Source organism: Paenibacillus sp. P3E (genome assembly GCF_001909045.1).
Taxonomy (GTDB): Bacteria; Bacillota; Bacilli; order Paenibacillales; family Paenibacillaceae; genus Paenibacillus_AQ; species Paenibacillus_AQ helianthi.
The window spans coordinates 13,648-39,535 of record NZ_LVWH01000195.1 but is presented as its reverse complement, the minus strand read 5'-3'; the positions used below and the strand labels follow the sequence as shown (position 1 = coordinate 39,535).

Here is a 25,888-nt window from a genome sequence, read left to right as displayed (position 1 = left end):
ACTATTTACAGTAACCTCAATAAAAGTTATTGTATTAAAAGGAAATGAATGTATTTCAGGATTTACAATTCATTTTCAAAAAGCGTTAAAGGAGGGATGAAAGAACAATAACGCATACAAATGTATGTCTTCCTTGTCGGCTCAGACTCAGGTGTAAAAATTTAAAATTCGAGGAGAGAGAACTGTGAAAGCAATGAAAAAACTTTTTGCTGGATTGATGATGCTTACTCTGATTTTTGGTGTATCTTTTGCCGGGTCGGCATTTGCCAGCGGTAATGAGGTCAAGCTTATTGACTCGGATGTAGGCGTTATGTATAAGCCTGGATATGTCGGGTTCAGCGGCAATATTGAAGTTGCTAATCTGGGACCCGTGAAGAATGTGAGTGTCCATTACACGACAGATAACACAAATTGGTATGATACGACTGCATCTTATGCAGGGCCGGGGGATGTAAATCGTGAGAAATGGCATTTTGCTATTTCCAGAACGGATGCTTCAACAGATCATTTAGAGTTAAAGAATCTGAGCTTCATCAAATTTGCGATTAAATACGAAGTGAATAACCAGACCTATTGGGATAACAACGAGGGAGCGAACTATTACAATGAAGTGAATCATACAGTTCCCCTGAGATCTGTAATTTTGGGAGCACCAAACGTGCTTAACGCTAATAGTACTCTGAGTAATGGTGAATTTACCGGAAATATTTATGTGAAAAACCTGAATCCGACGAAAACAGTAAAAATACTGTACACAACGGACAATTGGGCAACGACTCGTGAGGGCTTTGCCACTTATTCTGGCTCCTTGAATAATTTCAATAGTGTTGAAAACTGGAGCTACAATTTCAATGTTCCGGGTGCTACAAATATTAAATATTCGATTTCGTATACAACTGGCGGACAAACGTATTGGGATAATAACTATGGTCATAATTACGAGGTATTCTAATTCATATTAATATACATTTAATAGCAGGATCTCAGGCGGCCTAATATTCCGCTCTGAGATCCTTTTCTATGTGGCGGCTTTTTTCATACGATTAGTAACTGCTTATGCGAAGTAAGGTACGGTGAATGGGTCAGCTGACTACTGCTCGTCGTTCTGGGATTTTAGTATACGCAGCCCCTTGGGTAGATGGTTCTTCAACTGCCCGGAGCTGGCTTTGCCCCAACTAACAGGCAATCCGTCCACGGTTACCAACGTCCATCCGTGCAGCTCAGGAGGAACAGGAAGACTTTCGCCGCGCAGCCAGGCCTGAAGATCCAGACTATCGGCTGCCAGATCGTAGCTGCGTGCTGCCTGTTGGGGCTGAAGAGCCATGGCCAGGGCATGTGCCGGCTCAATGCGGTTTTTTTTCAGATGCGCAATGTGCAGTCCTGCACGCGGCACCTTCAGGCCGTCCAAGAGACCTGTATGCAAGCTGATGTTGAACGCTTCCGGGAGCAGATACAGTGATTCTCCGAAGAGCAGAGGTACACCCTGCCCGGTAAACCCCGGCAGCTCGCCAGCCGCCCAGCTCATAAACTGCTGATAGGCATCACGGACGGAGGAAGGCAGCTTGGGTCCGGTTTTGCTCCGGCCACTGCTGCGTTTATTGCGGATTGGCGCAGCTTCTTCGGAGGCTGCCTTACGGAGCAAGGCGACGAAATGTCCTTCGCCTTTTTCCAGATGAGGCCAAAGACGTTTCATTTCGATGAGTTCCATATCAGGATAGTGATCCAGAAACTGTGATATCGTATCCTCATTCTCCTTGTGGTTGAAGGTGCAGGTAGAGTAAGCCAGACTCCCCCCCGGCTTCAGCATAATGTAGGCATCCTGCAGGATATCCCATTGTCTGGCTGCACACATCTCTACATGCTCCGGGGACCATTCGCCGATCGCGGCAGGATCTTTACGGAACATGCCTTCTCCTGAGCAGGGGGCATCCAGCATAATCCGGTCAAAAGCCTCCGGGAAACGGCGGGAGAGTTCTCCCGGGGCAGCGCTAGTTACAACAGCGTGGGGAATGCCGAGGCGTTCCACATTTTCTGCAAGTATTTTGGCCCGCTCCGGGTGAATCTCATTGGAGATGAGCAGGCCTTGTCCCTTCATGAGAGCAGCGATATGGGTGGTTTTTCCTCCTGGCGCAGCGGCTAGGTCAAGTACAATTTCACCGGGCCGAGGTGCCAGCAGCTCGGCTGCGGACATTGCGGAGGGCTCCTGAATATAATATAATCCGGCGGCATGATAAGCATGCCGGCCCGGCCGGGACGGCTCCTCGTAATAATATCCCGAAGCGCACCAGGGTACGGGGGTCAGGCCAAATTGGATCCGTGCGAGCTCCGCAGCTACGTGGCCTGTGCCTGAGGTGCTTTTTAGCGTGTTAAACCGCAGACCCTGGGTCCGCCGCGCAGTGTAGCTCTCCAGAAAAGCGTCCGCTTCCTGTCCCAGCATCTCTCTAATGCCGGCAGTAAAAGCAGCGGGCAGCCGTTCTTCATTCATACATCATTTCTCCTCTTGTTAAAAAATATAAGAATAGTTTCGGGTTCTTCTTAGTTGCTGTTTCAGGTGGATACCGATAAAATCAAGGTATGGGACCTTAAGCGTACCTGTAAATCTACATATATAACTATATCATAATTGCCGGGTCTCACCGTATACAGGGCAATTGTAAAGGGGATGTGCCTTATGAACTTGCTGCAAGCGCTATTCTTCCCTCCGGAGCAACCCGGTGGTGTATCTTCCATGATCCCTTATTTACAGGAACGGTTTCGTTCCAGCCGATGGGAAATGGATTTGTTCTGGCTGCCTAAGCGTATCCGGGGCAAAGGCCGCGAAGATATTAGTTTTGAAACTTTTGACTGGACTCTCTATGGCGAAAGCCCGGTTGTGCAAAAATATATTCAAACCTACAGGGATTATTTATGGTGGACCAAGCTGCGTATGACCAAAAAGTACGACCTGATTCATGCCCATCATCCGATTGCAGGGTTGGCAATGAAAAAGATTTATCCTGAGGTTCCGCTTATTCAAACTTTGCATTCCAGCTACGAACGCGAGCTGATCTTGAATGGAGCGATTATTGAAGGTGGCTTGGAGCATCAATTTCTCGTCTCGATTTACCGTGAGCTGGAGCATGTCAGCGAACGGTTGATGACTGTGTCACGCTCATTTGCCGACTACTTGGCTCCCTATATTGACCGGCCGGACGGCATCGGAGTCATTCCGAACGGTTTTGATGAGAAAAGATTCAAGCCGGTGCCGCATGACAACGACATTCCGCAGTTGGTGACCGTAACCCGTCTTGTACCGGCCAAAGGAATCGACACGTTATTCAAGGCTTGTGCTGAGCTAAAAAAACGCAATCATGAATATGTGCTGCATATTATCGGAGACGGCCCTTGCCGTGCAGAACTAGAGCTGCTGGCACAGAATCTCGGTATATATAATGAAACTATTTTTTACGGATATACCCTGCACCCGGAAGAATTCATGCCGTTTTTTGATATTTTTGTACTGCCGTCACGGGCAGAAGCATTCGGCTCGGTGTTTGCAGAGGCAGCACTTAGCTGTCTGGCACTGGTAGGTACCAATGTAGGCGGAATTCCGGAACAGATTGAAGACGGGGTAAACGGACTGCTGGTTGATCCCGATGATGAGCTGGCCCTGGCAGATGCGCTGGAAAAGGTGATCACCGATCCGGGCTATCGTTACGAGCTGTCGCGTTCAGCCTGGGATAAAGCCAAAAGCTTGTATTCCTTGACGCGTGTAGCCAATGAGCTCAAAAAAACGTATCTGCAGTATCAGCCGGGATTGAAAGGGTGAGGTTATGATTCCTTTTCGTTTCCTGCATGCTGCAGACCTGCATCTGGACAGCCGTTTTGCCGGTCTGTCACAGCTTCCGCAGACGATCCGCTCCTACTTAAGGGAGTCCACCTTCGCCGCCCTCGGGCGGCTTGTTGGCGTAGCCGTTCAGGAAAAAGTTGATTTCGTGGTCATCAGCGGAGATGTCTACGATATCTCAGACGCTTCACTGCAGGGCCAGCTGCGCTTTCAGGAGGCGCTTCAGGAGCTGGGCAGACACGGTATCGCTGTATTCCTGATTCATGGCAATCATGATCCGCTCGATGGGCCGCGGCTCTCGTCGGAGCCTCCGGCTCATGTGACCGTATTTGGCAGCGGGGAACCGGGACAAGTGATTGCCTTAAGACGCAGTGACGGTCAAGAGGTTGCTGTAGTCAGTGGAATATCGTACCCTACGGCCAAAGTGACGGAGAATACGTCCCTGCAGTTTCAACGCCTGCCGGGAAGCGAGCTGTTCCACATTGCTCTTTTACACGGAAATGTTGATGGGGATTTACAGCATGAGACCTATTCTCCCTGCAGCCGTAAAGATTTGATTGGCCGGGGTTACGATTATTGGGCACTGGGACATATACATAAACGCAGTATTCTGCATGTGCAGCCGCCGATCGTATATCCCGGAAATATCCAGGGACGCAGTGTCAAAGAGACTGGACCTAAAGGATGTTATGTCGTAGATGTGAATCAGGAGGGTCAGGCGTCCCTCCATTTTCACGAATTGGATGCTGTCCGCTGGCATGTCCGTGAGCTCTCCATTGAAGGACTGGCAGATGAAGCGCAGTGGGCTGCGGCCGTGGAAAAGATGGTTGAGGAGATCAGGGAGGAGCTTCCGGAACGGATGTCAGTGGTGCGCTTCCGGCTGACAGGAAGAGGTGCTGTACACAGAGTGCTGGCGGAGAAAGGCGCTGCGGAGGATCTGCTTGCTGAGCTGCAGCGGCGGGAGGTTGTGCGTGCAGAACGCAATGAGTACGTTGGTCTGGTGTGGACGGAAGGGTTCGCGCTGGAAACAGGCCTTGCTATCGACCGGGAGCGTCTGGCTCAGGAGGACAGCTTCCTTGGTGAAATGCTGCGGCTGGCAAGGCAGAGCGAACAGTCCTCAAGCATGCTGGATGAACTGATGGACCGTGCGCTTAAGCCGCTAATGGAGAACCGGGAAATGCGTCGGATGCTCGCTTCCGCCTCTCGAGAAGAGAAGCTGGGCTGGCTGAGAAGTGCGGCGGAGCTCGGAATTACCCTGCTTGCCGGAATGGATGATCATGCAGAAGCTGGGATTCTCAGCGAAATCGAGATTCGGGAAGAAGGGGCTGGAGCGGAGAGGCCTTATCAGGGAGATCGGGGGAATGCCGGATGAGGATTGAGGAGCTGCAGATTAGCGGTTACGGCCGTCTGCATAACCGGGAGTTGAAGCTGGATAGCGGTATAAGCTTGCTCTACGGGCGCAATGAAGCTGGTAAAAGTACTACCCTGCAGTTCATCCGTGCCATGCTCTTCGGCATTCCGGGGAGAGCCAATCTACATGAACGTTATGAGCCTGCGCAAGGGGGACAGCATGGCGGAATGCTGGCTGCACGTGACCAGGAAGGCTCACTTTGGAGAATCCGCCGGTATATGGCAGGTGGAGAGATACAAGGCAGAAGTGAAAAGCTGCACATCACCGTCAGCCACCTGGACGGAACAACCGAAGAACGGAGCCAGGCAGAAATGGAGCGGCGACTTCTCGGGGGCATCTCCCGGAGCATGTTCCGTCAGCTGTTTGCTGTCTCACTAGATGAGCTGCAGGAGCTAGGTGCATTGCAATCTGAGGAAATGAGCAGCTATCTTTTCCATGCCGGGATGGGAGGCGGCGGAGAAATTATGCGGGCTGAGCGGCGCCTGCAGCAGGATGCCGATAAGCTGTACAAGCCGCGAGGCAAGGTGCAGGAGGCAGCCAAAATTCTGCAGTCGATTGAGAAGCTGGAGAGGGAAGCGGCTGAAAGCCGTTCCTATCTGCCGCGCTATAATCAGAACACAGCGGCGCTGGAAGCCGCGGAGCTGCAACTGGCGCAGCTGGAAGAGCACCGCCGGTCGGCAGCGGGCAGACTGACCCTGACACGCAAAGCCCAGGAGATTCGTGAGCTGTGGCTGAAGTGGAGCGAAGCCCGGCTCGAGCTTGCGGAGCTTCCGGTAATCCCTTCTTTTCCAGAGAATGGCGCTTCCCGCTGGCAGTCGCTGCAGCTGGAATTGCGCGGCGCAGAAGCTACGGTATTCCGTCTTCAGCGTCAGTACAACGAGCTTGCCGCTGAACTGACGAAGAATCTGCCAGACGCGCTTCTTCAGTCGCAGGGACCGCGTCTTGAAGCGCTGGACCGCCGTCGCAGCAGTTATGAGGACAAGAAAGCAGAAGCGGAACGTCTTGCAGCGGAAATGGAAGCGCTGGAGGGACACCTGGAACGGGTTCTGCGCGGAATCGGTGCAGGCTGGGGCACAGCCGAACTGGCCGGATTCTCTGGAACGGCGGCGGATCGTGAGGCCGCACGGCGCTTCGCGGCGGGATTCAGCGCGTATGACCGCCGCATGGAAGCCCGGGAAGCGGAGCGGCAGACGCTGCGCTCCCGCCTGGCTGCTGCCGCTGCTTCGCTGCAGGCGGCAGAACGGGCCCTGGCGCGCGAGCACGCCGCCGGTGCCGCCGATTTTGCGGGCCTTGCTGCGCGCAGCCCGCGTGAACTGCTGCAGCTCTGGGACGAGCTGCAGCTGGCTGCCGAGCGCTGGCGCGAAGCGCAGCTCGGCGGGGAACCGCTGCGCGGCCGCGGCACCGCAGGCAGCGGCGCAGACGGGCGCCGGGCGCAGCGCTACCGGCGCTTTCTGCTGGCGGGCACAGCGCTTACGCTGCTGCTGCCGCCAGCGCTGTGGCTGACCGGCGCCCCGCCGGTCAGTGCCTGGGCCGCGCTCGGCCTGCTGGCCGCAGCGGACCTGGCCCTGTGGGCTGCCCTGCGCGCGGAGCGCAGGGCGGACGTTGCCCCGCCGGAGCATGGCGGCGGGGCGGGCAGTGCCGCTGCAGCCGAGATGCGGCGGCTGCGCGGGCTGTTGCTCTCCGGCGCGGAGCCGGAGAGCGTGCTTGGCCGGCCGGGACGGCGGCCGGCGGAAAGCGCCAGCCCTGATGCAAGCGGGCTGGAGGCTGGAATGAAGGAGCTTCGCAGACTCATGGAGGCCTGGAACACCTGGCGGCAGCGTATCGAACGGTTGGCTTCCGAACGGGAGGCCTGCCGGATAGAGGTGGATTCGCTGTCGGGTCAGGAGCGTGCACTTGCTGCCGAATTGGAACAGGCCGAGGCTGATTTCACCAAGCTGGCCGGACGTTATGAAGAGTGGCTGCAAGAACGCAAGCTGCCTGAAGGGCTGTCGCCCGAAGGACTGCCGGATATCTTTGCGATGGTGGATCAGGGCAATGAGCTGCTGCGTCAGGAGCACAAACTTTCAATGCGCTTCAGGACATTGGAATCGGAGTGCTCGGCCTTTGAGCAGGACGTGCTGGCGCTGATGACTGAGGCCGGAGCTATGCTGACGAAAGGGGCTGGAGTGGATTGGGCTGGCTCGAACCGGCCACATATGGCCCTTACGCCTGTATCGGTTGAATTTACGCATTCAGATATGGATAGTGCAGCTCGCGACATTCCTGCTCTTTCGCTATCACAACCGTTTGAAGCAGGCGGATTATCCCTCCTCAGCTGGCTGGAACTGAGAAAGCGGGATGGGGATCTGCTGCAGAAGGAAGTCCTTCGCCGGGAAGGGATGAATGCACGGCTGCTCGAGCTGCAGGAAGAGCTGGCGCTGAGCACCAGGGGCCTGGAGGATTTGTCACGGCGCTCCGGCGGGCTCCTGGGCGAGGGCGGTGCTTCGGACGCAGAGGATTTTCTGCGGCGGTCATCTGCTGTACAGCGGCGCATCGAGCTGACGAAATTGATCCGTCAATGGGAGCTGGCCATGTTCGGAGGCTGGGAGAATCGATCCAAGGCTGAGCTGTTGGCCCTCCTGGAGCATTACGATTCGTACACTCTGGAACAGGAAAGGAATGCTGCGGAAGAGGCTGCGGTACGCATTGAGGAAGATCGTAATGCCTTGCTTCAGCATCGCGGGAAGCTCCTGCAAGAGCGGGAATACTTGAAGGAGCGGGGGATGGAGGATTCAGTCCCCCAGCAGCTGGAAGAACAACGGGCGGCGCTGAGAGGAATAGCAGGCCAATATGCGGTGACTGCACTTACTGCCGAGTTGATGGGGAGAACGCGCCGCATCTATGAACAGGAAAAGCAGCCGCAGGTGCTGCGGCTGGCCTCTGAATATTTTGCCAAACTTACCGAAGGGGAGTATCATCGGGTAGTAATGACGCTCGGCAACAAAGAGCTAAAGGCGGAGCATAAGAACCTTGGACTGCTGGACAGCGGCTTGCTTAGCCGTGGTACGGCGGAGCAGCTGTATCTGGCCATCCGGCTTGCTCTTGCGGAGACGATGACACATCAGGCGAATCTTCCACTGCTGTTCGATGACTTGTTTGTTAATTTCGATGAACGCCGGCTGCATGCGGCGCTTAGCCTGCTTGGAGAACTGTCAGCAACCCGGCAGATCATCATGATGACCTGTCATAGACATGTGACTGAAGCGGCATCCCGGATCATTCCCGCCGCCTCGGTAATTTCGGTCTAGAACACAGCAATGCGGAATTTACCGTCAGGCAAGCGAAGATATGCCTGTGAGGGTCTTGCGGTGGAGACGCTCGGAGCAACCAAAAGTAAAAATACCTTTGAATGAGCCCCACCCGCGGGCATCCCTAATCCGCATTACCTGCCGTATTGGGCAGCCCGTCCGGTTCATCAATCCAAAGGTTCAGCATTACAATATTACCGCACATTCCCAATGTACAACCTGCCGTTATCCACAGGCAGCAGCTATTTCCGTGTAATCCGGATCACTGGTTTTACCGCAACAATCGTGATCCCTTTGACGTTAGTGGCAGGGGGATCACCTTTTTGTGGAGGCGGTGACATCGGAGCGCGGAGCAACATTACGACCCACACCAGCGAGACGGCGCCGAAGATGGGATAGAAAATAGAAAGCAGCGAGCTGAAGCCAAACTGGCTGAACACATAGCAGATTAACATGAGGATCGGGGTCACCAGGGCGGGGGCGATGGGCAGACGCTGCTCAAGCTGTGTACCGACGCCATAAATATCAGCCACAAAGGTACTGAAGATCTCCATGAATATCAGCATCAGATAGATCCCCTGCACCACTGGACCAAGGCGGACCGCGATGCTGCCCATCGGAATCTCGAACTGAAGAATGCCCGGCATCTGTGAGCTCATGGCAAAATGTGCAGCAAGCAGCATGAAGCCGATGCCTATCCCCCCGAGAATCCCGCCTCTCCGCAGTGCTCTCTCATCATTCGTATGCCGGGCCAGAGGTACCAGTACGGCTTGTGCCATGCCCAGATTAAAGGCAGTGTAGAGAAGCGGCGACATCCAGGCGCTAAAGGGGCTGTGATCCGTCGGCAGAAACAAGAACCGATCTGCACCAGGGACGTTCAGCGTATTAAAAATTATAATTAGCGACAGAGTAAGCATTAACGGCACAACCAGACTATTGATTTGCAGGATGCCTGAAATCCCGCGCTTCAGCAGCAGATAGGACCCGAGAATTGTCAGCAGGAGTCCTGCCTGATAGGGCATTCCGAGATGCTCCTGAAAAATAGCTCCTGCCCCGGCCAGCATAATGCTGTTGACACCGATCAGGATGATCATCGTGAACAGGCTGATGCTTTTGCCGACACGCTCACCGAAGAGATGGCGGTTGAAATCTTCATAAGAGTCTGCTCCGATGCGCTGGCCGATAATCATCATTTTGGTGCCGAGCCAGATGAACAAGGCCGTGGAGAGCAGGATGGTCAGCACGGCCCAGTGCCCATATCTTGTAAAGAACCGAAGGATCTCCTGGCCGGTGGCGAATCCGGCACCTACAATGGTGCCAATATAGGTGAAAGCGATTTGCAGAGTACGGACATGGGATTTCATGGCTCCCCTCCTTAATTGTACTGCAAAGATAAAAAATGGCTGTGCCAAAGGATAGCCTTGTGCAGTCCATATAGTACAGGTTATGATGATGAGCAGAAGGACATGACTTCCGCCTAATGCTTAAATAAGGTTATTACGGTGGACGTCTGGAATTATAAAGGGTAATGGAGGTTCAAAATCATGGAATTATTGAAACAACGGATTTTGCAGGAAGGGGTCGTCCTTTCCGATCAGGTGCTGAAGCTGGATGCGCTGCTCAACCACCAGGTTGATCCTATGCTGACGATGGAAATGGGACGGGAGTTTGCCGGGAGATTTGCTGATGCTGGAGTTACACGGGTGGTTACCGTGGAATCCTCGGGTATTGCCGTGGCATTTGCCACCGCTTACGAAATGAAGGTACCACTGGTGTTTGCCCGCCGCAAAAAAACACTGTTAGCTGATCCGGATGCGCTGTGCGAGAGAGTGCCTTCATTCACTAAAGGCATTGTTACAGACATCATGCTCTCCCGTCAATTTATCTCTGCGGATGACAAGGTGCTGTTCATTGACGATATTATCGCAAATGGCGACGCCGCACGCGGTCTCATCAAAATCATTCAGCGCTCCGGCGCCGAACTGGTCGGACTCGGTGTAGTTGTGGAGAAAAGCTTCCAGGCCGGAGCCAGAACCATTAGAGAACAGGGTATCCGTCTGGAGTCGCTTGTCCGGATTATGTCTCTTAGTGAAGGAACGATTGTCTTTGACGAATAAAGGATGACAATTAGAGGAACATAGCCTATTTTTTTAACAACTGCTTTTCACTCTATAAGTTTTCCTTTATAATAAAAATTAGACATGAGAGAGGAGGCGTCACAATGGGGAAAGAACCGGTGACAGAGCAATTTTTTATTGATAAACTAACCGAGGCCAAGGATCATTTCGAGCGTGCGCTGGATTGCAAACATACGGAATTCGACGACCTGTATCCCTATATGATTGAACATCCTCAGTTCTTCTGGTACAAACGTTACGTCGCTTGGTCTGAACTTTTGACGATCACAAGCTTGTGTGAAGAATTGTCCTTCAATTGGAGACAGAAATTCACTGATCATCAAGTGGAATATCTGGAACAACGTGTGATGTCCGCTAAAGTTCTTGACTTCTGGTTTGAGAAGAATGAAGCGCTGATATAGAACTTCATAAGATATAAGGTTAGAACAGCAAGTAACTAGACCCGAATGACTACTCATTGGGGTCTTTTTCACGGGTGGATAAGGCTAGCAATGTGTTGAAAGGAGACTTGAAACTTCATGATTAGTGACGAACAGCTGGATGCCTACCGGATTTCCGGTGAGAAGATCCGTGTTGTACGCGATGCACTGGAGAGCAATGATGTAAAGGGTATTGTTCTTGCCTGGGACGAGTCTCAGGTGATGATACGCCGTCCCAATAAGCGGATAGTGAAGCTTGACCGCAACTATGTGTACCAGCCCTTTGCCGAACCCAGACAAGAGCCGGAGAATGTATAAGACGCAGCAACAGCCCCGTCCGGTTATGGACGGGGCTGTTGCTATTGGCGGTGTAGATCTTAAATGGATAAAGCCATCTGCTCCACAGCTTCTTCCCGGGGGAGAACGGTTAGCTCAGGTGTCAGGCCGAGGTAAGCACGCATCCGCAGCATCATTTCATTACGGAATCCAGGCCAAGGGATATTCATCTCGCCGGCGTATCCCCGGCAGGAATATTGGGCCTCTACACCCCGTTGATCTTGACGGATGGTTGTGATCTTCAGATGATGCGAGGTAAGCTCACGAGTGACCTCCTGGAGCATCAGCGAGGTCTTCTTCGTTGCACCGGATACCAGCTCCATGTAGAGCTGTGGTGTCTTGAATAACCCGCTCTTGCCGATGACCCGGCAATCGCGTTCAAATACTTTATGAATGAACGTAAGCAGCAAATAGCTTCTGACAAGGGACTTTTCGTCTTTGGTTATATCTTCGGGGATTGTTGGTGTAGTTAGTGGATTTCTCTTGGTAGTCGCCATATAAATCACCTCATTTATAGTATGCGAACCTTTGTTCTCATTATACCCCGTATTCGCAAATAAAAGCAATATTTATACAGAAATTAATGTATTAAAAATAATTGCATAAAAATATTGACTCAGACATCTTCGAATGGTATGATCTATCTTGTGACTGCGAAATTAAGTCATTGAATATGCGGTCATGGCGGAATTGGCAGACGCGCTGGCTTCAGGTGCCAGTGATAGCAATATCGTGGAGGTTCGAGTCCTCTTGACCGCACTACGGTTTACACAAGCATCCCTTCTTTTGAAGGGATGCTTGTTTTTTATGCTCGAATGCTCTCACATTATTTAGGAATGCGGAGTCGAAGGCAAAACCAGCGGTTCATGGATGGCCCTCCAAGCTGCTGGCACCAGCTCCTGACCGGAACAGTAGATTGTCTGAAGATAGCGGCTTAACGGAGTGAGCGAATACTCAACAAGCACTTCTTTGATCTCGGAGGGCTTTGCCGGAATCGACGGCCTATTCTCTGTCATGAACTGTCCGATGGGCAGCAGCATCTCACAGCTCTTGCGGTAGGACATCCGGTGCGGGTATCGGGGAGAGCTCCCGGAGTCATATTTGGACAACCGGATATGATCGAAGTGATCCGTTAAGAGCTTAAGGGCATCAAATTTCAGAATGGCAAAGGTCTCTCCTGGTTCTCTGCGAGAGTACATAGCTGCCATGGACATACAGTCGCGTTCAGTTGGCCACAGGAAGACATGGCGGTCCAGACAGGCGCGGAACTGTTCAGCCGTTGTTCCTGCTTCCATAGCCTCGGGGGTGATTCGAAGATGGGAGTTCAGCACTGCATGCTGGCCGTTATAGACTGCCTTCCGGGCTTCATTCCGGCGTATGCCGTTGGCATATTCGGGGTACAGCAAGGCCGATGCGAAGATCCCATCCAAGGCAGCCATACCTTGCAGGTTGCTTGCTCTGGTAAAATGATACAGGGAGGCTCTCAGCGGACTTTTAGTAATGGCAGCAATGATACAATGGTTCATAGTTGTTTTTACCCTTTTCGGTTGATTGAACTTCTGATACTTTTAGAACAGCAGTATAACAGGCTGGAAGGATGATAAGCAAATGAAGATTGAAGCGTTAAGTCAGCATAGGAGAGACGAGTTTTTGGATTTTTGCCGGAAGCACCGGCCGGATATTGACGATTCCTTTTTATATGAAGAGCAGCTTGCTGAGTTTGAACTGTCGGAAGAGAATCCCACCTATGTGGCGATAAATGAGCAGGGTGCACTGGTTGCGGCCGCTTCGCTGATTTTGAATGACTATAACCGCAGAGGACGAAAAGGCCGTTTTCGGATTTTTCAGGCGGATACCGCTGAACCTGACATTTACCGGGAGCTGCTGCAAGCCATACTACGGCATACGGCAGGTTTGGATAAGCTGGATATATTTGTACCAACGGTGAATGCAAGAGAGACGCACAATATGCTTGCTGCCGGCTTTGCTGTGGAGCGCTATTCCTATTTGCTTGTCCGTAATGAAGCATTTGTTCCTGACCTCAGCTTGCCCACCGGATACGAAATTAAGCCTTTTCGGCCTGGAACCGATGAGCCTGACTGGTGCGGGGTGAGAAATGCCGGCTTTGCCAAACTGAAAGGGAGCGAAACACCGGCCACTCCGGAAATGGTGACGAATATGATTTCCCGCAAGGACTACATTGAAGGCGGTCTCATGATTCTTCGCCATAATGGTCAAGCGGTCGGCGTTGTCCGTGGAGCAGACGATGAATATGAAGGATCTCCGATCATGAACATTGGACCACTGGCTATACTTCCGGAGTATCAAGGTAAAGGGCTGGGGAGAATTCTGCTGAGAGCGGCATTGCGGTTCGCCAAGGAACAGGCCTATACGCAAACAGTGCTGTGTGTAAACGCGGAAAATGAACGTGCCAAGGCCCTGTATATTGGAGAGGGCTTCAAGCAGGTGGAGGCTGCGGCTTGCTTCGCCTACGATTTGACAGCTAAATAGCAGAAAAGATGAAGCGCCTGGGAAACCGGGCGTTTTCTTTTTTCTTTTCCTTTTTTATAAGCTGAACCTATAAAATTCTTCGTTTCAACATTTACCTTTGAGGAAGGAGAACCACTTTGTGTGTAGAAGACGACAGGATAACTAACGGGTTCAGAAAGGAACATGCCCATGAAAACACTAATCATAGTGGATGATGAGCCGGCGGTGCTGAACGGACTGCGGAACTATGTGAACTGGACAGAGCAGGGGATCGAGTTGATTGGAACAGCGGATGATGGGGAAAAGGGACTCGAGCTGATCAAGGAGCTGAAGCCGGATATCGTGCTGACGGATGTGCAGATGCCAGCGATGGACGGAATCCGGATGGCGGCGGAAGTGCGTGAGGTGCTGCCTTTTGCCAAAATTGTGTTCATCAGCGGACATAACGATGCCGATTATTTGCGGTCTGCTCTTCAGATCCATGCGGTAGATTACCTTCTGAAGCCTATCCGCCGCAAAGAGCTGGTCTCTGTCCTGAGCAAGGTTACAGAGTCGCTTGATGCGGAGGACCGGGAACGAAGCCGGGTGAAGGAGATGCAGGTGAAACTGGCCCAGAGCCTGCCGCTGCTGCGCGAGAGGTTTCTCCTGTCCGTCATCAGTGACAGCATCCATCCGGCACATATCCGGGAGAAGCTGGAGTTCCTGGATTTGCCGCTATTATCTGCAAGCGATTACATGGTTGTGGTTATTATGATTGATGATGTGCCACAGGTGCTGGATACCCGGAGTGAACAGGACAAGCAGCTGCTGTCTTATACTGTGCTGAATATTATACAGGAGTTAATCGACAAGCAGATGCGGGGCGTTACCTTTGAGAAGCAGCCTGGAGAATATGTGGGTATTCTGCTGACCCCGCAACTGGAGGATGGAGCTACAGAAGAAGCTGAGGAGGTTCAATCTCCAGAGCAGGAGCTGCTGTTACTGGCTGAATCCATCCGCGGCAATCTGCGGCAATGGCTGAAGCTCAGTGTAACCATCGGGGTAGGTGAAGGGGTGAACAGTCTGTCGGAGCTGCCGTCGTCCTATAAGCAGGCGAGAGGTGCAGCTGACCAGAAATGGTATCTGGGCAAAAATCGTATCCTGACAATGGATAAGCTGGAGTCTGGAGATTATCTGCAGTACCGGTACGAAGCAGAGTGGGGAGAACGGGTGCTCTCGGCATTGAGATCCGGGGACTGGGAGCGAACGTTGAACGAGCTGGAGCAGATTTTTGCACGGCTGGAGCAGAACCGGCGGCATGGCTCACGTTATGCACAGAACGTAAGTCTGCACCTGATCTTACAGTCCGGGCAGGTCATGCTTGAACTGAACGGTATGACAGAAGAGTGGGAGCAGAAGGAGATGGAAGCCTGGAAACAGGTCATGCGCCAGGAAACGATGCGGGATTTGCTGCATTATACCGCTGAATATCTGCAGGAGGTATGTGAGTACTCTCTTTTGAAACGCAGTGGAAAGTCCAGTGAGGTTATTGAACGGGTCCGCCTGCTGATCGGGCAGAGATATGCGGAGAATTTGAGCGCATCCGACATCGCCGAAGGTGTATATCTCAGCCCTACCTACGTCCGGCTGTTGTTCAAGCAGGAAACCGGAGAAACCCTATTTGAATATCTGACCAAGGTGCGCATTGAGCAGGCCAAACACATGCTCAGAAATCCGCAGAATAAATTATATGAGGTCTGTTATGCGGTGGGCTATACCGATCCCAGCCACTTCAGCAAGCTGTTCAAGAAAATAACCGGAAGTACACCAAGCGCATTCAGAGAGCTGCATAAATGAGTAAGGCGTCTGAAGTCTTACGGGTGCGATCCAGGAAGACCGGGAGGGCTGTACGATGAAAAAAGCCTGGGCCTATCTGACCGGTTTGGGTCAGGGGATACTTGCTGCAAGAAAATGGCTGTTTGCCTATGTACTGCTCATTCTCCTGCCGGTTTCTATTATGCTGGGCTCCTTTTACCAGCGTTCCAATGACATTCTGGAGAAGGAAGTGACCCGCACGATGCAGCTCACTCTGAAGCAGGCGGGTATGAATCTGTCCTATAAGCTGAACCATATCCGCGACAGCAGCAATTCCGTCTTCATGAACCAGATTCTGTACGACAATTTGCTGCAAAAAGACAAAATTACCGACCAGCTGGGGCAGATCAAGGAGCTGCGGAACTTGGCCGAAACCGCCCAGGAGAATCAGGATATCTTCCGTCTGCGTTTTTTTGCCGATGCTTCCCGGATATATGGCGGTGACCGGATTAATCTGTATCCCTTAGCGGATATGGATCAATACCCCTGGTATGAAGCTGTAAAGGAAGCTGGCGGTGGGATCGTGTGGACGGGGGTTTATCCTGAAATTTATAACGATTATGGAGAAAAAAATATTTTCTCTGCCGCCCGTCTGCTGCGTAACCCGCGGGACTACGAGGAAATTGTTGGCATTCTGGTGATGGATATATCCGAAACTATGGTTCAGGAGATTGTGTCAGAGCTTCATTTCTCGGACAAATATGCACCGTTCCTCCTTGACGGAGGGGGGAAGCTGATCTATGGAACAGATGGACCGGATCAAGGTGCGGTTCCTAATACAAAGGCAGAGGCAGGTTCGGGACAGACTGTGAACCACCTTCCTGAAGAACTGCTTAACGAGATCAGCCATACGGAAGAAGGCATTGTAAAAAGAATCATTGGCCGTGATCATGTGAATGTAGTATACACCACTATTGGGACAACAGGCTGGAAGCTGGTGGCACAGGTATCTGAATCGGAGATCTCGCACCGCGCCACGGCGCAGGGCCAGTTCACCAGTATTGCTACCCTGGCAGGAATAACGGTAATGTTTCTTGTTCTGGTATTTGTGCTCCTAATGTTCATGATCCAAGGCATGCAGCGCCGGGTGCAGATGATCCTTCGGATGATCCGCAAAGAAGGCATCGGGTGGCTGGAGGATCGCCGGTCGATGCCGGACGGGGATTTCCGGCTGCTGGAACGCAGTGTTGACCACCTGATTCATAAGGTCAATACCCTGATGGAAGAGTCTTATCAGGCGAAGATACAGGAACGGGAAGCCCAGCTGAGGACGCTGCAGGCACAGATCAATCCGCATTTTCTCTATAATGCCCTGGATATGATCAACTGGTCGGCCATCTCCCATGATGCGGAGGACACCAGTGAAATGATCGAGGCGCTGGCACAATATTTCCGCTTAAGTCTGAACAAGGGCCGCGATAATGTCAGCATTGCCGATGAATTAGAGCTGGCGCGGGTATTTCTGGAGATTCAGCAGAACCGTTTTCCGTCTACATTCACGTTCTCCATTCAGGCGGAGCCTGGGCTCTCGGCATATATCATTCCCAAGCTGACATTGCAGCCGCTGGTAGAGAATGCGTTGCTGCATGGTATCCGCAAGACGAAAAACAAGCAGGGAACGATTGAGATCTCGGCGCGTCTGGAGAATGGTGATGTTGTGCTGACAGTTGCGGATGATGGAATCGGTATGGAACCGGAGCAGGCTAACCGGCTGCTGCTCGAACCTGCCGCCGGGCAGCATGCGGATGGATTGGACGGTTCGTTCGGATTATACAATGTAAATGAAAGAATCCGTTATTTTGCCGGGAACCGTTACGGTCTGTCCATTGATACGCAGCCCGGAAAGGGCACTGCCGTAAGAGTTACCGTGAAAGCGACCCTGGCGGAATAACCCATCCGCATTTACAGTCGCCAGAGACCAGAAATAATCAGATTACCCTCTACTAGCCGTGCCACGTTCCTCAGTATAATCAACTCACAAACATACGGAGGTGATTGAAGTTGGGCGCAGGTGCCACGGAGTTGAACCCGAAGAGCAGAGCAGCCGCAGCCAGAAGCAGGGCTGCCGGCAAGTGGAGACTAGCCTGGAGGAACAGGGACTATTATATGCTCCTGATCCCCGGACTTTTGTTTCTGCTGCTCTTCAAATATACGCCTTTGTATGGCGTGCTGATCGCCTTTCAGGACTTTAATATTTTTGACGGCATCAGAGGCAGTGAATGGGTGGGGCTGGAGCAGTTCCACAAGCTGGTCCAGTCCGAGGAGTTCGGACAGGTATTCATGAACACGCTGCTGATCAGCGTATATAAGATCGTGCTGCTGTTCCCCGTTCCGATTATCATAGCGCTGGTGCTGAACGAGGTCCGGCTGATGTTTTTCAAACGAACCATTCAGACGATTATCTATCTTCCGCACTTTCTGTCCTGGGTCATTATATCCGGATTGTTCGTAACGATACTCTCTACTTCCGGGGGGCTCGTCAACAATATTATTCAGTGGTTCGGCGGAGAGCCGGTCAGTTTTTTTGTCAGTAACCAGTATTTCCGCAGTCTGGTGGTCTTCACTGCCGGGTGGAAGGAGGTAGGCTGGAATGCCATCGTCTTCATTGCTGCTATCGCCGGGATTGATCAGGAACAATATGAAGCCGCTTCCATCGACGGGGCGGGCCGAATCCGCAGAATGCTGCATATCTCGCTCCCGGGGATTCTGCCTACTGTAGTGCTGATGTTCATTCTCCGCCTGGGCTCCGTGCTGGATGCCGGGACCGAACAGATTCTCACGATGTACAATCCGGTGGTCTACGAGACGGCTGATGTCATCGGAACTTTTGTATACCGGATCGGTCTTGGCAAAATGGACTACAGCTTCAGTACGGCAGTCGGATTATTCAACTCAGTCGTAGGTTTTATTCTCATTGTCTCCGGCAATTATCTCAGCCGCAAGCTGCTGAAGCGCGGAATCTGGTGAGGAGGAAAGGAGCAGGACAACCATGACAAAACGGACGAAAGGGGATCTTTTACTGGATACCGGTGTGTATCTTTTCCTGATTGCTCTCGGACTAATGATGCTGCTGCCCCTGGCAAGTGTCTTCTCCAAATCGGTCAGCGAAGAGTGGGCGATCACCTCCGGCAAAGTCGGCATTCTGCCTGTAGGGTTCCAGCTCGATACGCTGATGCAGGTCATTTCCTCATCCCTGTTCATTCGGGCCTTCTGTATCTCCGTCGGTGTTACCGCTATCGGTACGCTAATCTCCATTCTTATGACGGCGCTTACAGCCTATCCGCTATCCAAACGCAAACTGCCCGGCATTTCCTTCATTATGGTGCTGTTCATCTTCACGATGCTGTTCAGCGGCGGGCTGATTCCCAATTACCTGCTGATGCGCCAGCTGCATCTGATCAATAATCTATGGGTGCTGATTCTCCCGGGAATGATTAGCGTGTTCAACATGCTGGTGATCAAAAGCTATTACGAAAGCCTCCCTGAAGCACTGGAGGAATCTGCACGGATCGACGGAGCGAAGACTTACACTATTTTATTCCGGATCATCCTCCCGCTTAGTATGCCGGTGATCGCCACGATTGCGCTGTTCTATGCTGTGGGCTATTGGAATGATTATTTTGGCCCGATGATTTACATCAATGAAACCGCACTGAAGACACTGCAATTGTATCTGCAGGATGTGGTGATGGATGCAAACAGTGCAAATCTGACGAATAAAAGTGTAGACGATCTCATGAATATGTCCCCCGAAGGCATCCGCGCAGCTACAGTCGTCGCGTCTACAGTGCCGATACTGCTCGTATATCCGTTTATGCAGAAGTATTTTATCAAAGGGGTGCTGATTGGCTCGGTTAAGGGCTGACCTAAGATTTCAGAACTTAAGGGGAGGTTTATTTCATATGATAAATAGAAAATGGCTGACACTTATGCTGTCTGCAGGGCTTGTGGCATCGATAGCCGGCTGTGGTTCATCTGGCAATACGAACAAGGAGGGGGCAGCGGGAAGTTCAGCGGAGCAAACGGCTGGCACGCAAACGGAAAGCGGCTCCAAACCGGAGCTGAAGACGCTTAATTTATGGTCGAAGGATGATTACAACACATACACACTGGCCAAAGTGGTGGAGGAGAAAACCGGCTATAAGGTCAAATATGAGATGCTGCCGGCCGACAAGGCTATGGATAAGCTGAATCTGCTGATCTCCTCCGCGGAGCCTTACGATGTCATTACCATCAATGGAGAGAAAGCGGTCTATACCGATTATGCCAAAATGGGTGCACTTGTGGATCTGACCCCGCTGATTGACAAATATGGCGGGAATATCAAAGCCTCTATCTCTCCCGAATCCTTCGAGGCGATGAAGGTAGACGGCAAGATCTACGCCATTCCGAACCGGGCCTCCGAGTTTGCAGGCAGCAGTCTGATGATCCGCACGGATTGGCTGGATAAGCTTGGCCTTAAGATGCCCGCAACCCTGGATGAATTAACCTCAGTCCTGAAAGCCTTTAAGGAAAAAGATCCGGGCGGTAACGGCGATAAAGGCGCACCGCTCTCCATAGACGGCGCAATGGCCACGATGGTTAATGTGACCGGCGCTTTCGGCATTGCCACTAGCTGGAATATTGTGGACGGGAAGCTGGTTGCGGCACCGGTGCATCCGGGGTTCAAGGAATATCTGAGCTATATGGCTGACCTGTATAAGCAGGGGCTGCTGGACAAAGAATTTGCAGTGAATAAAGATGCTACACTAAAGGAAAAGTTCACGAGCGGCCGGGTCGGCGTGATCCCGCTTGCCTGGTATGATATCCCGGGCATTGCAGATGCCCTGACCAAGAACTTCCCGGATGCCAAATATGCTTATGTTCCAGCGTTGAAGGGTAAGGATGGGCAGGCGGGTATAGGAATGAGCGGCGGCTTTGACCGGCTGACCTTTATTCCAAAGTCCTCGAAGCACCCGGAGGATGCGATCAAGTGGATCAATGCCAAGCTGGACAAAGAGACCTTCAAGCTGATCGCCATTGGCGAGGAAGGCAAGCATTTCACTTACAAAGACGGTGTGTACAGTCCGATTTTGCCCCTGTTTACCGATGAGCGCGGACTGGCGAGCAACTATTTGACCGGAATTGATGAGAAGCTGTATCCCGTCTACTGGCAGGCCCGTGTGCAGAAAGACCCGCGTTTGTTCGCAGGCTTCACCTTCCTGAACAAGGAAATTCCGGCGGAATTCCGAATCTCTGATCCGCTGGCATTGGCTCCATCTTTACCGGAGTATTCCAAGAACAACGCTTCGCTGAATCAGATGATCAATGATTTTGCTGTAAAAGTGATTGTTGGCGAGGAATCTACCGATGCAGTGGCTGCATTCGTTGAGAAATACAATGCCGCCGGTGGTGAAGCCAGCTCCAAGGAAGTCAATGAGTGGTATGCGTCAGTGAAGAAATAGTCGGGAGGGAAACGGATGAACAGCTACAGAATGCGGAATAACGAAATTCCGCTTCAGGATTCCTGGGATGTTATTGTAGTGGGCGGAGGTCCGTCCGGGTGTACTGCGGCGGCCGCGGCAGCTCGGGAAGGGGCAAAAACGCTGCTGATTGAAGCCACAAGCAGCCTTGGCGGAATGGGAACCTCGGGACTGGTGCCGGCGTGGTGTCCCTTCTCTGACATGGAGTCGATGATCTACAGAGGGCTGGCGATGAAGGTATTTGAAACTCTGAAGGCGAAGATGCCGCATGTAAGCAAGGACGCTATGGACTGGGTGCCCATTGAGCCTGAGAAGCTGAAGGTGGTCTATGATGAGCTGGTCCAAGGAGCGGGGGCCAAGGTTCAGTTCATGACACAGCTGGGTGCGGTAGATACGGATGAGGATGGTAATGTGACAGCACTGATTACAGCCAGTAAAAGCGGGCTTCAAGCCCTGAAGGCCAAGGTGTATATTGACTGTACGGGTGATGCGGATGTTGCCGCTTGGGCGGGAGCGGAATATCTGAAAGGAGATGCGGATACCGGTGAACTGATGCCAGCCACACACTGCTTCACGCTGGGCAATGTGGATGAGTATGCGTACCTCCATGGCCCGATGCTCCATAACAACAACAAGACCAGTCCGATATATGATATTCTCGGTTCCGGCCGCTATCCCCTGATCCCGGATGCGCATATCTGCAACAATATTATTGCTCCCCGAACGGTTGGCTTCAATGCAGGACATTTGTGGGAAGTGGATAATACGGATGTTCTATCCATATCGGAGGCGCTGATACAGGGACGCAAGCTGGCCGCGGCCTACAGGGATGCTCTTGCTGAATATCAGCCAGCCTCCTTCGGGAACTCGTTCGTAGCCAATACGGGATCATTGATGGGTGTCCGGGAGACACGGAGAATTACCGGAGATTATGTGCTTAGTGTGGATGATTATGTCAGCCGCCGCAGCTTCGCCGATGAAATTTGCCGTAACAGCTATTTCATTGATATTCATGGAACAGAGAAGGAGGAGAAGCAGGCTGGAGGCAAGCAGGAAGTGATTAAGCGCTATGGTCCGGGAGAATCCCATGGGATTCCCTACCGTTGCCTGACCCCCCGTTCGCTCAAAAATGTGCTGGTTGCCGGGCGCTCCATTTCCTGTGTACGTGAAGTGCAGGGCAGCGTCAGAGTTATGCCTGTCTGTCTAGCAATGGGTGAGGCCGCCGGGATTGCCGCTGCCATGGCTGCCATACAGCCCCTGCCTGATGTCCATGCGGTAGATACGATATCCCTTCGCAGACGGCTGCGGGAGGAAGGCGCATATCTGCCGCTTACGGAAGCCGAGGCAGAGGCATCAGCCGCTGCAACGACCAAGGGTGGGGAAAGCAGCGGAGGGAACCTTTACCATTAAGCTTATATTCACTTGATGGATCGCTTGAGCGTCCGGTTCCTAAGGATGGCGTTGATCTCACCGCCGGCCAGGATGATGATGGAGCTGATGTACAGCCAGATCAGCAGCACCGTGACCCCGCCGAGGCTGCCGTAGGTCTCAGTGAAACTGCTGAACTGATTGACATAGATGGAGAACAGGGTAGAGGTTATGATCCAGCCGAGGGTTGCAAACATCGCGCCGGGCATAACCTCTTTCAGTCTTAGCCTGCGGCTGGGGGCAATCCAGTACAGCAGAGTGAAGACGATGAACATGATGAACAGCGGAACAGCATATTGCAGCAAGTCCCAAATTTTCTGGAAGCCATAAGGCAGATCGACCAGCAGGAAGACCTGTGTTTTCAGCCAGGAGCCAAGCACCAGCAGTAAAATACTGAGCAGCACCACTAATCCGATGAAGAGAGTGGCCAAAAAGGCAATACCGCGTATTTTCCAAAAAAACCTGCTCTCCTCAATATCGTAGGCACGGTTGAGACCTTTGATGATCGCATTGATTCCTTTGGAGGCGGCCCATAAGGTTGCCAGCATCCCGAAGGACAGCAAGGCCTGGCTACGGCCCTCCGCAACATCCTTCAGAATTTCCTGGATAATCGAGATCGCCTCGGCAGGCATGATCTGCTCCAGATCACGGATCTTATCCTCCACCGAAATATGGGCATAACCAATCAGCGTCATAATGAAGATCAGAAAAGGGAATAAAGACAGGATTAAGTAGTAAGTAAGCTGTGCGCTGATCCCTTGAACATCATCAAGTTTAATCTTTTGATACAGCTCTTTGGAAAAGGAAATGGCTCGTCTGGCGGCAGTCTTCTTCATAAGTCCCTCCTCTGCTTATCCTATAATATGCTTATCGCATATATTTAACTCAACTTCCCAGGTTGGAATCAGTGGGTGGAGCGGGAGAGCGCGTTCGGAGGAATTAAAAACCGCTATTCTAGGCCGGGCAGATGAAAGTAAAGTGCCAGACTCGGGATCTATCGCAGGGGTTCGCCAAAACAAATATGCCAGTGCAGATGTTTGGAATCCTGATACTTTCCCAGATTGGTAGTGACTTTGCAAGCTCCGTATTGTTCGGTCACACGTGCGGCCACTTGTTGGATCACTCGTATCATCTCAAGCAATGTCTCATTGTCGCTTTCCTGCAGCGTGAGCAAAGAAGAAATATGTTTCTTGGGAACGGCGACAATATGAACGGGATAAAAGGGCTTCAAAATGAATCCTCCTTGCCATTCTCTGTTTTCCTTTATATTCTATTTTTAATTTATGATCCCTGTAATGAAGGATATCATAGTATTTGAGGGGAGAGTCGGGTTAAATACAGGCAGGTGCAGAGAATGTTCATGTCTATAGCTTGTGCCCAAAGGAGAATGCAGATGGATTTATCGGAACAGGATTTGAAAAGAATCCGAAATTGGGTGTACCGCAATGCCCGGCCGGTTGATCTGGCGCGATGGAAGTTTCACTTCGAGAAGGGACCAGCAGATGCTGTACTTTCTGCCCTATCGGCCTATCAGAATGAGGATGGCGGGTTCGCTCATGCCCTCGAGGCGGATTCGTGGAACCCTTGTTCGGCTCCGATTCAGACTGCTAACGCAGTAGAGAAACTGCTGGAGATACATTGGGAGGATGGATCACATCCAGTGATTCAAGGGATTCTGAAGTATCTTGACAGTGGAGCTGAGGTGGAGGGGAAGGCGTGGAAGAATGTTGTTGAATCAAATAACATTTATCCGCATGCGCCATGGTGGAACACAAACTCGAACAGCACAGCCCACAGTATGTTCAATCCTACAGCCATTCTGGCCGGATTTATCCTGAAGTATGCGGATAGAAGCAGCAGACTCTATCCACGAGGGATGGAGATTGCCAGAGAATTGAGTGTGTTTTTCCTCACAGACCCTGGGATTGAGATGCATCCGCTTAAATGTATCGTTACTCTCATCGAGTGCATCTCGGAGGCGGGGTTGCAGGAACAATTGCCCTATGCCCGGCTTCAGGCAGCTGCTGTGGAGCAAATTACAGCATTAATTAAGCGGGAAGCCGGGGAGTGGAGCGGCTACAGCTGCAGACCCTCGGTATTTATCCAATCACCGGAAAGCCCGGGTTATGCAGACAATGCTGCTCTTCTTCATAAGGAGCTGGACTATCTTCTTCAGACAAGAAATGAGGAAGGCGTCTGGAATTTGACCTGGAACTGGGACGCCTTTGAGCGGGAGTTCGCCATCAGCGAAAACTGGTGGAAAACGCATATCGTGATTGAGAATGTGCTGCTGCTGCGCGCGTTTGGCCGTTATTCGCCGTCTTTTAGGAATTCCTGCTCATAAATGGCCCGCACCTTCGCAAGGACAGCAGCGCTGTGGTCAGGGAACTTCAGCTCGGTGATCCGATCCTTCATCAGAAAAACACCGGGCTGCTTGCTGTGCTGGCCTAAGGCTGCATTGTACAGTAGTCCGGCACCATGGCTCGGGTGAGGGAAGAAGAGCTTGATGATCGGCTTCAGCCAGAAGGGCAATCCTGAGTTTTTGCCGCTTCTGATGGTATTATTACCTCCCGGATCGGCGCTGCGGATCAGGATGCCTTCCGCAGCCAGCTGAGGGGCAAGCTCATGGGTCCAGAGCGAGAGGGCCAGCTTGGAGGCTGCATACGGACCGAAAAGCTTTTTAAATTCAGTGGGATGCTCCAGCGAGTCCGGGTTAAATCGCTTCATGGTCATAAATGCATTGGACGAGGTGTTGACTACGGTTTTTAATTGTCCTTTCTGGAGAAGCGCTTTGAGCTCCATGGTAATCAAATACGGCGCGACGGTCTGGAGATCGAAATGCATTTCACGTCCTTGCTTAGAGTTGCTCAGTTCATGGAAGCTGCCGCCCGCATTGTTGAACAGCAGATCGATCCTCTGTTCTTTACTTTTAATCTCATTCAAGGCACGTCTCAGTGTGGTGAAGTCACTAAGGTCGGCTTTGTAGATCCGTAGCTGCCCGCTTTTCGCGGCCCCGGTGAAGAATGGATCTTCAATAGGAAAGCCAGAACGGATCAAGGCAATAATCTGCCAGCCTTCTGCCAGCATTTTGCGGGTCAATTCAAGTCCTATGCCGTTGTTCGCACCTGTAATCAGCGCTGTTCCGCGGTACTGTTGTCCTGTAGTCATTTGTCATTTCTCCTTTGGAGTGAGTCGCAGGCTGCTGAAATAAGCTGAAGGCCTGGCGGTTAATGCGCT

Annotated in this window: 21 protein-coding genes, 1 tRNA gene and 1 pseudogene; 16 read left to right on the top strand and 7 right to left on the bottom strand. The window is 52.0% G+C overall.

Annotation, left to right across the window (positions count from 1 at the left end; all coding sequences use genetic code 11):
- The first annotated feature begins 193 nt into the window (after nt 1-193).
- Nucleotides 194-952, top strand: a complete 759-nt coding sequence (locus tag A3842_RS23685; RefSeq protein WP_256701836.1) for a carbohydrate-binding protein — start codon at nt 194-196, stop codon at nt 950-952.
- A 138-nt stretch (nt 953-1,090) separates the two neighbouring features.
- On the opposite strand, the gene A3842_RS23680 is transcribed toward A3842_RS23685, so the two are convergent.
- Complete coding sequence (locus A3842_RS23680; RefSeq protein WP_074102939.1) at nt 1,091-2,485, bottom strand: RsmB/NOP family class I SAM-dependent RNA methyltransferase; 1,395 nt, start codon at nt 2,483-2,485, stop codon at nt 1,091-1,093.
- A 186-nt stretch (nt 2,486-2,671) separates the two neighbouring features.
- Here A3842_RS23680 and A3842_RS23675 point away from each other — a divergent pair, with 186 nt between their 5' ends.
- The 3 genes from A3842_RS23675 to A3842_RS23665 are packed head-to-tail and all read left to right on the top strand — an operon-like array spanning nt 2,672 to nt 8,524.
- Nucleotides 2,672-3,808, top strand: a complete 1,137-nt coding sequence (locus tag A3842_RS23675; RefSeq protein WP_074085096.1) for a glycosyltransferase family 4 protein — start codon at nt 2,672-2,674, stop codon at nt 3,806-3,808.
- Between the two features lie 4 nt (nt 3,809-3,812).
- Nucleotides 3,813-5,198, top strand: coding sequence for a metallophosphoesterase family protein (locus A3842_RS23670; RefSeq protein WP_074102938.1), 1,386 nt, complete (start codon nt 3,813-3,815; stop codon nt 5,196-5,198).
- Nucleotides 5,195-8,524, top strand: a complete 3,330-nt coding sequence (locus A3842_RS23665) for an AAA family ATPase (protein ID WP_074102937.1) — start codon at nt 5,195-5,197, stop codon at nt 8,522-8,524. The genes A3842_RS23670 and A3842_RS23665 overlap by 4 nt, the downstream gene beginning before the upstream one ends.
- A gap of 242 nt (nt 8,525-8,766) precedes the next feature.
- Here A3842_RS23665 and A3842_RS23660 read toward each other — a convergent pair whose 3' ends face one another.
- Entirely contained in the window at nt 8,767-9,888 is a 1,122-nt protein-coding gene (locus A3842_RS23660; protein WP_074102936.1) for a YkvI family membrane protein, read from the bottom strand.
- 180 nt (nt 9,889-10,068) lie between these two features.
- Here A3842_RS23660 and A3842_RS23655 point away from each other — a divergent pair, with 180 nt between their 5' ends.
- From A3842_RS23655 to A3842_RS23645, 3 genes are all read left to right on the top strand, one after another.
- Nucleotides 10,069-10,641, top strand: coding sequence for a xanthine phosphoribosyltransferase (locus A3842_RS23655; protein ID WP_074085100.1), 573 nt, complete (start codon nt 10,069-10,071; stop codon nt 10,639-10,641).
- A gap of 104 nt (nt 10,642-10,745) precedes the next feature.
- Nucleotides 10,746-11,063 carry a hypothetical protein gene (locus A3842_RS23650; RefSeq protein WP_039309077.1) on the top strand — a complete coding sequence of 106 codons (318 nt, stop codon included), beginning with the start codon at nt 10,746-10,748 and terminating at the stop codon, nt 11,061-11,063.
- A 117-nt stretch (nt 11,064-11,180) separates the two neighbouring features.
- The gene (locus tag A3842_RS23645) at nt 11,181-11,399 is read left to right on the top strand and encodes a hypothetical protein (RefSeq protein ID WP_074102935.1); all 219 of its coding nucleotides are present in this window, start codon (nt 11,181-11,183) and stop codon (nt 11,397-11,399) included.
- Nucleotides 11,400-11,458: 59 nt separating this feature from the next.
- On the opposite strand, the gene A3842_RS23640 is transcribed toward A3842_RS23645, so the two are convergent.
- Nucleotides 11,459-11,914: a YhjD family protein gene (locus A3842_RS23640; protein WP_074102934.1), complete on the bottom strand. Its 456-nt coding sequence runs from the start codon at nt 11,912-11,914 to the stop codon at nt 11,459-11,461.
- Between the two features lie 178 nt (nt 11,915-12,092).
- Between A3842_RS23640 and A3842_RS23635 the strand changes: the two genes are divergently transcribed.
- Nucleotides 12,093-12,176, top strand: a tRNA-Leu gene (locus A3842_RS23635).
- A gap of 71 nt (nt 12,177-12,247) precedes the next feature.
- Here A3842_RS23635 and A3842_RS23630 read toward each other — a convergent pair.
- On the bottom strand, nt 12,248-12,943 hold the full coding sequence (locus A3842_RS23630; RefSeq protein WP_074102933.1) for a DUF7002 family protein: 696 nt from the start codon (nt 12,941-12,943) through the stop codon (nt 12,248-12,250).
- A gap of 82 nt (nt 12,944-13,025) precedes the next feature.
- Here A3842_RS23630 and A3842_RS23625 point away from each other — a divergent pair, with 82 nt between their 5' ends.
- The 7 genes from A3842_RS23625 to A3842_RS23595 all read left to right on the top strand — a co-directional run bounded on the left by A3842_RS23625 (nt 13,026) and on the right by A3842_RS23595 (nt 22,633).
- A complete protein-coding gene (locus A3842_RS23625; protein WP_083607053.1) occupies nt 13,026-13,928 on the top strand; it encodes a GNAT family N-acetyltransferase in 903 nt (300 codons plus the stop codon).
- Between the two features lie 168 nt (nt 13,929-14,096).
- Complete coding sequence (locus tag A3842_RS23620) at nt 14,097-15,743, top strand: response regulator transcription factor (protein ID WP_074102932.1); 1,647 nt, start codon at nt 14,097-14,099, stop codon at nt 15,741-15,743.
- Nucleotides 15,744-15,798: 55 nt separating this feature from the next.
- Nucleotides 15,799-17,652: a cache domain-containing sensor histidine kinase gene (locus tag A3842_RS23615; RefSeq protein ID WP_074102931.1), complete on the top strand. Its 1,854-nt coding sequence runs from the start codon at nt 15,799-15,801 to the stop codon at nt 17,650-17,652.
- Between the two features lie 215 nt (nt 17,653-17,867).
- Nucleotides 17,868-18,728 carry an ABC transporter permease gene (locus A3842_RS23610; protein WP_083607059.1) on the top strand — a complete coding sequence of 287 codons (861 nt, stop codon included), beginning with the start codon at nt 17,868-17,870 and terminating at the stop codon, nt 18,726-18,728.
- Between the two features lie 22 nt (nt 18,729-18,750).
- A complete protein-coding gene (locus tag A3842_RS23605) occupies nt 18,751-19,626 on the top strand; it encodes a carbohydrate ABC transporter permease (RefSeq protein WP_074102930.1) in 876 nt (291 codons plus the stop codon).
- A gap of 37 nt (nt 19,627-19,663) precedes the next feature.
- Entirely contained in the window at nt 19,664-21,205 is a 1,542-nt protein-coding gene (locus A3842_RS23600) for an extracellular solute-binding protein (RefSeq protein WP_074102929.1), read from the top strand.
- A gap of 15 nt (nt 21,206-21,220) precedes the next feature.
- Nucleotides 21,221-22,633, top strand: a complete 1,413-nt coding sequence (locus tag A3842_RS23595; RefSeq protein ID WP_083609705.1) for an FAD-dependent oxidoreductase — start codon at nt 21,221-21,223, stop codon at nt 22,631-22,633.
- Nucleotides 22,634-22,641: 8 nt separating this feature from the next.
- Here the strand turns inward: A3842_RS23595 and A3842_RS23590 are convergent, their stop codons facing one another.
- A complete protein-coding gene (locus tag A3842_RS23590) occupies nt 22,642-23,487 on the bottom strand; it encodes a YihY/virulence factor BrkB family protein (RefSeq protein ID WP_074102928.1) in 846 nt (281 codons plus the stop codon).
- 158 nt (nt 23,488-23,645) lie between these two features.
- A pseudogene (locus A3842_RS23585) lies at nt 23,646-23,879 on the bottom strand (HIT family protein); the annotation flags it as partial.
- 165 nt (nt 23,880-24,044) lie between these two features.
- On the opposite strand from A3842_RS23585, the gene A3842_RS23580 reads away from it, so the two are divergent.
- Nucleotides 24,045-24,995 carry a hypothetical protein gene (locus A3842_RS23580; protein ID WP_074085112.1) on the top strand — a complete coding sequence of 317 codons (951 nt, stop codon included), beginning with the start codon at nt 24,045-24,047 and terminating at the stop codon, nt 24,993-24,995.
- On the opposite strand, the gene A3842_RS23575 is transcribed toward A3842_RS23580, so the two are convergent.
- The gene (locus tag A3842_RS23575) at nt 24,962-25,819 is read right to left on the bottom strand and encodes an SDR family NAD(P)-dependent oxidoreductase (RefSeq protein ID WP_074085113.1); all 858 of its coding nucleotides are present in this window, start codon (nt 25,817-25,819) and stop codon (nt 24,962-24,964) included. The genes A3842_RS23580 and A3842_RS23575 overlap by 34 nt on opposite strands.
- Nucleotides 25,820-25,888 lie beyond the last annotated feature (69 nt).